General features: G+C 65.7%; 8 protein-coding genes. All 8 read right to left on the bottom strand.

The genetic code is table 11. The annotated features are described in order from the left end of the window. Positions 1 to 98: 98 nt before the first annotated feature. The 8 genes from AC0L30_RS30195 to ubiE all read right to left on the bottom strand — a co-directional run bounded on the left by AC0L30_RS30195 (position 99) and on the right by ubiE (position 10,040). A complete protein-coding gene (locus AC0L30_RS30195) occupies positions 99 to 821 on the bottom strand; it encodes a nucleotidyltransferase family protein (RefSeq protein ID WP_007598395.1) in 723 nt (240 codons plus the stop codon). A 124-nt stretch (positions 822 to 945) separates the two neighbouring features. After that, positions 946 to 1,263: a PilZ domain-containing protein gene (locus AC0L30_RS30190; RefSeq protein WP_007598394.1), complete on the bottom strand. Its 318-nt coding sequence runs from the start codon at positions 1,261 to 1,263 to the stop codon at positions 946 to 948. A gap of 129 nt (positions 1,264 to 1,392) precedes the next feature. After that, a complete protein-coding gene (gene tsaE, locus AC0L30_RS30185; RefSeq protein ID WP_473405864.1) occupies positions 1,393 to 2,925 on the bottom strand; it encodes a tRNA (adenosine(37)-N6)-threonylcarbamoyltransferase complex ATPase subunit type 1 TsaE in 1,533 nt (510 codons plus the stop codon). Further along, complete coding sequence (locus AC0L30_RS30180) at positions 2,922 to 5,426, bottom strand: sensor histidine kinase (protein ID WP_007598392.1); 2,505 nt, start codon at positions 5,424 to 5,426, stop codon at positions 2,922 to 2,924. Before AC0L30_RS30180 ends, tsaE begins: the two co-directional genes overlap by 4 nt. A gap of 318 nt (positions 5,427 to 5,744) precedes the next feature. Further along, positions 5,745 to 6,203: a dUTP diphosphatase gene (gene dut, locus AC0L30_RS30175; protein ID WP_473405863.1), complete on the bottom strand. Its 459-nt coding sequence runs from the start codon at positions 6,201 to 6,203 to the stop codon at positions 5,745 to 5,747. After that, positions 6,200 to 7,651, bottom strand: coding sequence for a bifunctional phosphopantothenoylcysteine decarboxylase/phosphopantothenate--cysteine ligase CoaBC (coaBC, locus tag AC0L30_RS30170; protein ID WP_354200280.1), 1,452 nt, complete (start codon positions 7,649 to 7,651; stop codon positions 6,200 to 6,202). Before coaBC ends, dut begins: the two co-directional genes overlap by 4 nt. 56 nt (positions 7,652 to 7,707) lie before the next feature. Then, positions 7,708 to 9,282 (bottom strand): 2-polyprenylphenol 6-hydroxylase, encoded by a 1,575-nt coding sequence (ubiB, locus tag AC0L30_RS30165; protein ID WP_473405862.1) that lies wholly within the window; start codon positions 9,280 to 9,282, stop codon positions 7,708 to 7,710. Continuing rightward, on the bottom strand, positions 9,279 to 10,040 hold the full coding sequence (gene ubiE / locus AC0L30_RS30160; protein WP_007598374.1) for a bifunctional demethylmenaquinone methyltransferase/2-methoxy-6-polyprenyl-1,4-benzoquinol methylase UbiE: 762 nt from the start codon (positions 10,038 to 10,040) through the stop codon (positions 9,279 to 9,281). Before ubiE ends, ubiB begins: the two co-directional genes overlap by 4 nt. Positions 10,041 to 10,054 lie beyond the last annotated feature (14 nt).

Below are 10,054 nucleotides of genomic sequence, written 5' to 3'. Positions count from 1 at the left end.
TGATCTACGCCAATACTGTCGTGCAACGGGGCACGCCCTGGATCGAAAAAGCCGCCTAGCCTTTAATGGTTGCTACGGCACCGTGCGCGAGAGCGGCCCTACGCCACGCTCTCCAGAAACGCCTCTTCGGCCGCGTGGACGGCATCAGGCGTGCCGACATGCATCCAGACGCCGTCGAGGCGAAGGCCGAACAGCCGCTCCTGCTCGTTGGCACGGTCGAACATCTTGGTCAGCGAGAACTCGCCCGTGGGGGCATCGGCGAAGATCGACGGCGACAGGATCGCCGCGCCGGCATAGACGAACGGAACGACCTCTTTTTCCTTGCGCTTGCGCAGGGCGCCGTCCGCCAGCATGCCGTAATCGCCGCGGCCGCTATAGCCGATGCTGGTCGCCGTCGGCGCCATCAGCAGCAAAATGTCCATGCGCTCAGGGTCGAAGTTTTCGGCGAGCCGCGTCAGGTTCGAGCGCACGCCGTCGATCCACAGCGTGTCGGAATTGACGTGAAAGAACGGTGCGTCCCCGAGCAGCGGCAGTGCCTTGACCACGCCGCCACCGGTGCCGAGCACCTGGTTGCGCTCGTCCGAGATGGTCACGCGCGGATGCTGGCGGGATGCGGTGTGATCGATGATCTGGTCTGGCAGGTAGTGCACGTTGACCACCGCCTCGCTCACTCCGGCGTGGGCGAGCTTGTCGAGCACGTGGTCGAGCAGCGGCTGGCCGGCCACCGGAACCATCGGTTTCGGCATCTTGTCCGTCAACGGACGCATGCGCAGGCCGAACCCTGCGGCGAGCACCATGGCTTTGGTCGGTTTGACGGACATCCTTCGCTTTCTCAGACCTACTGATTTCGCGTTCGCAGCAATCCTAACACGAGGTTCGACTGACCGCACCGCGTCTTAATCGCCTTAACCACCTGCCGTGACGCTTGTACGACGGGTGTTGCCGTTACGCCCCGATGGATGTGGAACGCGTCTTTTTCTTCTTGTCGCCGAGCTTGAGAAAGTTGACGCCGATCTGGTCGCCATTGACCCAGGCGAGCTCGCAGCGTCGGTACGCAAGTCCGGTGGACGACAGCAGCAGAAAAAACTCCTTCAGATGCAAGCCTTCGACTGAGCCGTCGATGGTCAGCTTGGCGCCGCTGTCGGAGACGTCCTCCATGGTGCAATCGCGCCGCCAGGTGCCGTCGATACCCATCATCTGGGCTGCGATCCCGCGTTCGAAAACAACCCGGCTGTTGCCGCGCTGGTCCGTCTTCACCGCCATCTGCCCTGCTCCAGCCCCGTAATCATCCGGCTGCCTCGCCGCTAGATTACCGGTGTCTTGGCTAACAGCCGGTAAATCGGGCCCCGAATCAGCCTTTTCCGCCCCTGCTAGCCTTTTCAGCCTTGGGCCTCAGCCTTGGGCCGGCCTTCGGGGTGGCGGGACATTGGCGAGATACCAGTCGCGCAGATGGGCGAGCGCGGGATGCGCCAGCGAGCGCTGGAGATAGGTCCAGATCCGCGGCTGGTGACGCAGATAATGCGGCTTGCCGTCGCGGCGGTTGAGGCGGGCGAAGGTGCCGAGCAGACGCGTGTTCCGCTGCGCCGACATGATGGCGTAGAGCTCCGCGAAGCCGGCCGCGTCGAAGCTCGCGGCGCTGGCGCGGCGCGCCTTGATGTAGCGCGACAGCAGCGTCAGTTCGATCGCCTCGGGCACATCGATGCGGGCGTCCTGGAGCAGCGACACCACGTCGTAGGATTGCGGCCCCAGCACGGTGTCCTGGAAATCGATCACGCCGACGCGTTCGATGCCGGTGCGATTCCCGAGCCAGATCAGGTTCGGCGAGTGATAGTCGCGGATGATCCACGTCTTCGGCGAGGCCTGCGGCTTCTGCAGCAGCTCGCGCCACATCGCGAAAAATTCGGCGCGCTTCCCGTCGTCCAGCGGCGCGTTGCGATCGGGCAGGTACCATTCCGGCATCAACCCAATTTCGGTCAGCAGTGCCTCGGTATCGAAGACGGGAATGGCGTAGGTCTGCCCCCCGAGCGGCAGCGTCTCCGGCAGCGTCTTGCCGTGCAGCACGGCTAGCAAATCGACGGCGGCTTCGTAGCGTTCGGTGATCGGGCGGGGCGGATCGCCCTCAATCACGCCTTCGCTGCCGAAGTCTTCGCTGATCAGGAATCCGTGGTCGAGGTCGGAATGATGGATCGCGGGCGCGGAGATTCCCTGCGCGCGCAGGCCCTCATCGATGGCGACGAAGGGTTTGATGTTTTCGGCGAGATGCACCGCGGCGCTGTAGGATTTTCCGTTGTACATCGCAGCGCCATCCGGGCGCTGCGGCGAGTTCATGAGGATGACGATCTCGTCGTCGCGCAGCAGCCGCGCATAGGAGCGCGTCGAGGCGTCGCCTGCCATCCGCTTGCGCGTTGCCTCCATGTAGCCGGATGCATCGAGGAATTCTCGCAGCGCCTTTAGCCGCGCGACGATGGCGGCAGCCTTGCCATGGCCGGTGATGTCGGCGGCGCGTGCGTTCGAGCCCAGTGCCGGCCGGTGCGTCAGCGCGATGTCGATGCGGTCTTGAGGCATCGCCGAGGGCGCGCGCTCCGGCCATTCGATCAGGACGAGGGTTGCTTCCGGCAGCGGCGACAGCCCGATCTCTTCGAGCTCGCTCTCGTCCTCGACGCGGTAGAGGTCGGCATGCATCACCGGGAATGGCGGCAGCTCGTAGCCCTGCACCAGCGTGAAGGTCGGGCTCGGCACTTCCAGTGCATCGTCGCCGGCGAGGTAGCGGATCATGGCCCGCGCCGCCGCGGTCTTGCCGGCCCCGAGATCGCCGGTGAGCGTGATGACGTCGCCGGGGCCGACCAGCAGCGCGAGGTCGGCCATCAGTTGCGCAGTGGCCGTCTCGTTGTGGAGCGCGACGCAGAATGTGGCTGGCGCAGTCATTCGGCGGCGTCGCGATGCGCCGCCTGGTCGGTCGGGAAATCACAGATCACGACCGTGCCCCTGCCCACGATCGAATCGACCCGGATGTTGCCGCCATGCAGCTCGACGAAGGAGCGCACCAGCGACAGGCCGAGCCCGGCGCCGCGATGACGCGAGCCCTGCGAGCGGCTCTCGAACCAGTTGAACACCTTGTCCTTCATGTCGGCAGGTATTCCAGGCCCGGAATCTGTCACCGTGAAGACCACACTGCGTTCGGTGCGGCGGGCGCTGATGCCGACGGTGGAATCCGGTGGAGAAAACCCGACGGCATTGGCAAGGAGGTTATAGAGCACCTGCACCACGCGCTTCTCGTCGCCGGTGAAGCTGCCGACATCGGGCGCGATCTCGACCTTGAGGCGGATGCGGTCGGTGGCGAGCCGGTCCTGGAGACCCTCGGCGGCGAGCTCGATGGTCTTGCTGACGTCGACCGGGCCGAGTTCCAGCTTCATGGCGCCGGCGTCGATGGTGGCGAGATCCAGGATGTTGTTGGTCAGCGCCAGCAGCGCATTGGTCGATTTGGTGACGTAGTCGAGATATTCGGCCTGTTTCGGCGTCAGCGGCCCGGTCGAGGGATCGCTGAGGAAATGCGCGAAGCCGATGATGGTGGTGAGCGGCGAGCGCAGCTCGTAGGAGACGTGGTGGACGAAATCCACCTTCATCTGGTCGGCGGCCTCCAGCGCCTCGTTGCGCTCGCGCAGCGCGCGCTCGACGTTCTCGGTGTCGGTGATGTCCTGGAACGTCAGCATCGTGGCGCCGTCGTGCAGGGGCCTGATCATGCCGTCGAGCACGCTGCCGTCCTTGCGCTCCAGCTTCAGCGGAACGTCGGCGCGGCTCTCGATCGAGGTGACGGCCTCGCGGATCTGCCGCCAGACGATCGCGTCATCGAACAGCTGATGGCACCAGCCCTCGACGGTCTGGATGTGCGGCTCGTCGCGCATGGCGTCAGCGGACAGCTTCCACATCCGGACGAAGGCCGGGTTGAACAGCTGCGCCTTGCCGTTGCTGCCGAACACCGCGACGCCCTCGGCGAGGCTGTCCAGCGTCTCGCGCTGGACCCGGATCATGCCGTCGAAGCGGCGGGCAAGCTCGAGGCTCTCGGTGACGTCGTCGAACAGATAAGTGACGCCGCCTTCGGGGTTCGGCGTGGTGACGACGGAGAGCGCGCGGCCGTCGGGCAGGTACCAGGTGTCCTTGGCAGCCTCGACCGCCCGATAGGCCTCGTGCAGCTTCGCCTTCCAGGCGCGGAAGTCCGGCTGCTCCGGCAATTTGCGCGCGGCGCGGAGCTTGTCGAGCACGCTGGAATCGTCAGGGTTGGCGTCGAGAAAGCTGCGGTCGAGGTCCCACAGCTGACGGTAGGAATCATTGTAGAAGGCCAGTCGGCGCTGGCCGTCGAACACGGCAACGCCGGAGGAGAGCTGGTCGAGCGTGCGGCGATGCGCTTCCGCCATCCGCACCAGCGCCGAGCTCAAGGCATCCGCTTCGCTGGCATCAATGGCAACGCCGACATTGCCGCCGCCGACATTGACGGCGCGCACGTCGTAGATGCGCCGCTCGCCGCCGATCACGATCGGCAGGCGCGAGGTGAAATTGGCCGTTTCCTTCAGCCCCCGCTCCATCGCGGTGCGGTCGGCGCTGTCGAGCAGCTCGAGCTTGCGCTCCTGGGCGTCGGTGATGCTGGCCGCCTCGGTCGCACGGACATAGGCGGGGTTGGCGTAAGCCAGCGCGCCGTTCTCGCCCTTGGCCCAGATCGGCCAGGGTGCGGCGGTCGCGAAGCCGCGCAGCATTTCCGTCTCGTCGGAGAGGGCCTTGTAACGGAGATTGGTCTCGGCCAGATCGCGGCGGAGCCCTGAGAGCTCGCGAATCCTGACGATGGCCTGGCCGCCGATGGCGCGGCCGATAGCCTCCAGCGTGTGGCCATGCGCGGTGGTGAGCGTCAGCTGGAACCCGTCGCCGCGGTCGCGCAGCGCATCGACGGCGTGATCCATCCGGAGCGCCGGTTCCGGCGGCAACCAGGTTCCAAACGCGAGCACGCGCTGTGGAGAGGAGTCGCGCGGCAGCACCATGGAGATGTCACCGGAGATCTGCGCGCGATTGTCGCCGGCCGGCCAGGAGATCAGGATCTGCGGCTCGGCGAACAGCAGTGCGCCGAAGCGGTCGGCCTGGAGCTGGAGTTCCCCGATCCGGGCGCGCAGCCGCGCCTCATTCTTCGCCGTGCGCACGCGCGTGCGCATCAGGAGGATCGCGGCGACCACCGAGAAGCCGAGCAAGGCCAGCGCGGTGGCCAGCACCGCGAGCTCCTGCCGGTTGAAATCCAGCAATGCTGAGAGTGTGTCGACGAGGTCGGCGGCCTCAGCCGGCGCAGCCGGCAGCAGCGCTGCGAGAGCGCTTCCCAACAAGCCGTTGCGCACGAGCGATGTGCACGACAGCAGCGTCCGACGCATCGACACGATCACGCCTGACATAGTTGCCCCAAGATCGCACGAATTTGCGCGCGGCGACCCCCGTCGCGCGCGAATCAAACGACAATACCCTCACCGTGACTCCACCGGTAAGAGTCCAGACCGTGAACGCAACGGCGACCCCAAAAAAATGCGGGGCGCGGTGTTCCGGGCCGCGTCGTTCGTCGGGATGATTCGGTTGGGATTGTCGTGCGCGAGCGACCAATGAGATGAGACTCGATTGGCGCTCCAACGGAGGTGCGTTCCCTCCCCCCCTTGTGGGGGAGGGAACGGAGAGAGCGCCGATGTCGGACTCGATTCGACTTCAGCGCGTCACCGCGCCTAGCGACCGGTCGAGCCGAATCCGCCGGCACCGCGGTCGGTCGCTGACAGGGTCGCCACGGGAACCAGCGCGGCCTGCACCATTGGCGCGATCACCATCTGTGCGATGCGCTCGCCGCGCTTGACCACGAAGGCGATCTGGCCGTGATTGATCAGGATCACCTTGATCTCGCCGCGATAGTCCGCGTCGATCGTGCCCGGTGAGTTCAGCACGGTGACGCCGTGCTTGGCGGCAAGGCCCGAACGCGGCCGCACCTGCGCCTCGTACCCCGGCGGCAACGCTATCGCGAGGCCCGTCGGCACCAGCGCATATTGGCCGGGCGCAAGCGTCAGCGGCTCGTTCTCGGCCACCGCCGCCATCAGATCGAGACCGGCGGCATCATTGGTCTGATAGGCCGGCAGCGGCAGCCCTTCCGCGTGGGACAGGCGTTGCAGTTCGACGGTGACTTTGGTGCTCAAGATGCGGGCTCCCGGGATTTGCCGGTCACGCTCTTTGCGATATGCGCGACCAGTTCAATGGCGACCTGTTCCTTGGTCATCGCCGGCCAGGAATCAACTGCAATCTCGCCGTTATCGGCACCATTGTTGCGGCTGATGAGGTGCACGGTGTTGCGGTCCCCGCCCATCACGCCGGTTGCGGGAGAGACGTCGTTGGCGACAATCCAATCGCAGCCCTTGCGGGCAAGCTTCGACTTCGCGTTGTCGATGAGGTGCTCGGTCTCGGCGGCAAAGCCGATCACCAGTGGCGGACGCTTGTCGGTCAGTTTCGAGATCGTCGCGAGGATATCGGGGTTCTCGACCAGCTGGAGCGGCGGCATGCCGGCCGAGGTCTTCTTCAGCTTCTGCTCGCCTTCATTGACGACCCGCCAGTCGGCGACTGCGGCGGCGAAGATCGCGATGTCAGCGGGAAGCGCGGCCTGCACCTGCTCCAGCATCTGCCGCGCCGATTCCACATGCTTGACCGTCACGCCCTGGGGATCGCTGAGATCGACCGGGCCGCTGACCAGGATCACCTCGGCGCCCGCGGCCTGTGCGGCGGCGGCGATCGCAAAGCCCTGCTTGCCGGAGGATCGGTTGGCGATGTAGCGCACCGGGTCGATCGGCTCGTGGGTCGGGCCTGCGGTGATCAGCACGCGCTTGCCGGCGAGTGGGCGCGGCACCGGCGGCCGCAGCAGCCGCTCGGCGGCGGTCGCAATCTCGATCGCTTCGGACATGCGGCCGATGCCGGCTTCACCTGCTTCCGCCATCTCGCCGGAATTCGGCCCGATCAACATCACGCCGTCGCGTTGAAGCTGCGCGACATTGCGCCGCGTCGCCGCGTTGTTCCACATCAGCGGATTCATGGCCGGCGCGAGCAGGACCTTGCGGTTGGTCGCGAGCAGGATGGCGCTGGCGAGATCGTCGGCATGGCCGTTGGCCATCTTGGCCATCAAATCCGCGGTCGCAGGCGCCACCACGATCAGGTCGCACTCCCGCGCCAGCCGGATATGACCGGCGTCGAACTCGCTCTGGGGATCGAACAGGTCGGTGTAGACGCGCTCGTGCGAGAGCGCGCTCACGGCCAGCGCGGTGACGAATTGCTGCGCCGCCTTGGTCAGCACGCAGCGGACCTCGATCCGCCGCTCCTTGAGCCTTCGGATCAGGTCGAGCGATTTGTACGCCGCGATCCCGCCGCCGATGATCAGGGTGACGCTGGCTTCTGGAACGGCGCCGGTGCGTTGAGGAATCGGGGTGGTGAAGGCCGCGGGCGGCGCCGTGAACGGCGTCAGGGGCTCCTCACGGCCTTCGATCAGCTCCCCGAGGATGACCCGGACCTCTTCCTCGACCGACCTGCGGTTCTTGGCCGAGCGCAGCCTGAGGTAAGTTTTGATGCCTTCGTCGAGCTTGCGAATGGTCAGGCTCGCCATGACGCCCCTCCAGCACAAATGATAGCGATGCTAGCATCTGTGTGATTGCACTGCAATCAAAGATTCCGGACGGCGATCAGGATGCCAATGAAGGTCGCGGCAATGATCCAGAGCGCCACGGTGCGCCAACGGTTCTTGCGGCCCTCGCTGCGGCCCATCGCCGCGATGCTCTCCGGCGACAGCCGGATGCCGTCACGGGTCATGGTCTCCAGCTGTTCGAGCACCGCTACCGAGCGCTCGGCGATATCAGGCAGACGCATCAGGATGCGCGCGAGATCGCCGGTGCCGGAGATCGCGCCCTGGACCCGGCCGATCGGGCCGAGATTGCGCTCGATCCATTCCCGCACCACGGGGTCGGCGACCTTCCAAATGTCGAGCTTGGGATCGAAGCCGCGTGCCACGCCCTCGACCACCACCATGGTCTTCTGCAGCAGGATCAGCTCGGGCCGTGTGGTCATGTCGAAAAGGCCGGTGACCTCGAGCAGCAGCGTCAGCAGCCGCGCCATCGAGATCTCTTCCGCCGTGCGGTTGTGAATGGGCTCGCCGATAGCGCGGATCGCTTGCGCGAAGTTCTCGACCGAGTGATGCGCGGGCACATAGCCTGCCTCGAAATGCACTTCCGCGACGCGGCGATAGTCGCGGGTGATGAAGCCGAGCAGAATTTCGGCGAGAAAGCGCCGCTCCTTCATGCCGAGCCGGCCCATGATGCCGAAATCAACCGCGACGAGGCGACCCGCATCATCCAGGAACAGATTGCCCGGGTGCATGTCGGCATGGAAGAAGCCGTCGCGCAGCGCGTGGCGCAGGAAGCTCTGAATCACCTTGCGGCCGAGATCGGGCAGGTCGACCTGCGATTCTGCCAGGCGCTTGTGATCGTTCAGCGCGATGCCGTCGATCCATTCCATCGTCAGCACGTTATGCGTGGTACGGTCCCAATCGACGGTCGGTACGCGGAAATCAGGATCGTCGCGCGTGTTCTCCGCCATTTCCGACAGCGCCGCGGCCTCGAGGCGCAGGTCCATCTCCATCGCGACCGAACGCGACATGGTGTTGATGACCTCGATGAGGCGCAGGCGCCGCGCCTCGGACGAATAGGATTCGGCCTTGTATGCGACGAAGAAGAAGTCGGAGAGGTCGCGGCGGAAGCGTGCGGCCACGTTGGGCCGCAGCACTTTCACGGCGACCGCCTTGCGGATGCCGTCGCGCAGGACTTCGCCGCGATGTACCTGTGCGATCGAGGCGGCTGCGACCGGCGCACTGAGGCTCGCGAACACATCGGTCAGCGGCCGTTCCAGCGAGGTCGCGATCACAGCTTCCGCTTCGGCTTGCGAGAACGGCGGCAGGCGGTCCTGAAGGCTTTCGAGGTCGCGCGCCATGATGACGCCGACGACGTCGGGGCGGGTCGCCAGAAATTGCCCAAGCTTGAGATAGGCCGGGCCCATCCGGGTCAGCGCACGCGACAGCCGCGGGCCGTGCTTCGGACCGCGCCGCTCGATGATGCGCGCAAGCTTCAGCGCGAGCTGCCCGGGCGGCGGCACCAGGCTCGGATCGACGGCGCCGAACACGCCCTCGCGCGCAAAGACGAACGCGGCGCGCATCAGGCGCGCACTATGGGTTATGGCAGAGATCACAAACGCCAGCCCGAATGCAGTGCGACGATGCCGCCGGACAATATCTGCCAGTTCACGCGGGCGAAGCCGGCGTCACGGATCATGTCGGCGAAGGCGTTGGGTCTTGGAAACTTGCGGATCGACTCGACCAGATATTGGTAGGACTCGGCGTCACCCGTGATCATGCGCCCGAGCGGCGGGATCACCTTGAACGAGAACAGGTCATAAAGGCGATCCAGCCCGGGCATCTCGACGGTGGAGAATTCCAGGCAGAGGAAGCGGCTGCCTGGCTTGAGCACGCGATAGGCTTCGGCCAACGCGAGATCGATCCGCGGCACATTGCGAATGCCGAAAGCGATCGTATATGCGTCGAAGCTGCGGTCGGCGAAAGCGAGCGCTTCGGCATTGCCTTCGACGAAATCGACCTGGGTCTCGAGATGCCGCTTGGCGGCGCGCTCGCGGCCTACCTCCAGCATCCCGGAATTGATGTCGCAGACGGTGGCATGGAAGCCGGGGCCTGCGGCGTTGGCGGCGCGGAAGGAGATGTCGCCGGTGCCGCCGGCGACGTCGAGCAGCGCGAACGGCCGGTCGCCTCGCGGCGGGTCGAGCGCGGTGATCATGATGTCCTTCCAGACCCGATGCAGGCCGCCGGACATCAAATCGTTCATCAAATCATAGCGCGACGCCACGCTGTGAAACACATCGTTCACCAGCGTCTGCTTGTCGCCCAGGGGCACGTCCCTGAAGCCAAAATGCGTGGTTTCGCCCGGCCGATCCATTACTCTACTCCACG

The sequence above is a fragment of the Bradyrhizobium sp. MI1.11 genome (assembly GCF_055811255.1).
This window is presented reverse-complemented; position numbering and strand designations above follow the sequence as displayed.

Coding starts and splice junctions, on each gene's coding strand:
- AC0L30_RS30180 (WP_007598392.1), bottom strand. CDS start 5,426: ATGTCAGGCGTGATCGTGTCGATGCGTCGGACGCTGCTGTCGTGCACA.
- AC0L30_RS30195 (WP_007598395.1), bottom strand. CDS start 821: ATGTCCGTCAAACCGACCAAAGCCATGGTGCTCGCCGCAGGGTTCGGC.
- tsaE (WP_473405864.1), bottom strand. CDS start 2,925: ATGACTGCGCCAGCCACATTCTGCGTCGCGCTCCACAACGAGACGGCC.
- coaBC (WP_354200280.1), bottom strand. CDS start 7,651: ATGGCGAGCCTGACCATTCGCAAGCTCGACGAAGGCATCAAAACTTAC.
- ubiE (WP_007598374.1), bottom strand. CDS start 10,040: ATGGATCGGCCGGGCGAAACCACGCATTTTGGCTTCAGGGACGTGCCC.
- AC0L30_RS30190 (WP_007598394.1), bottom strand. CDS start 1,263: ATGGCGGTGAAGACGGACCAGCGCGGCAACAGCCGGGTTGTTTTCGAA.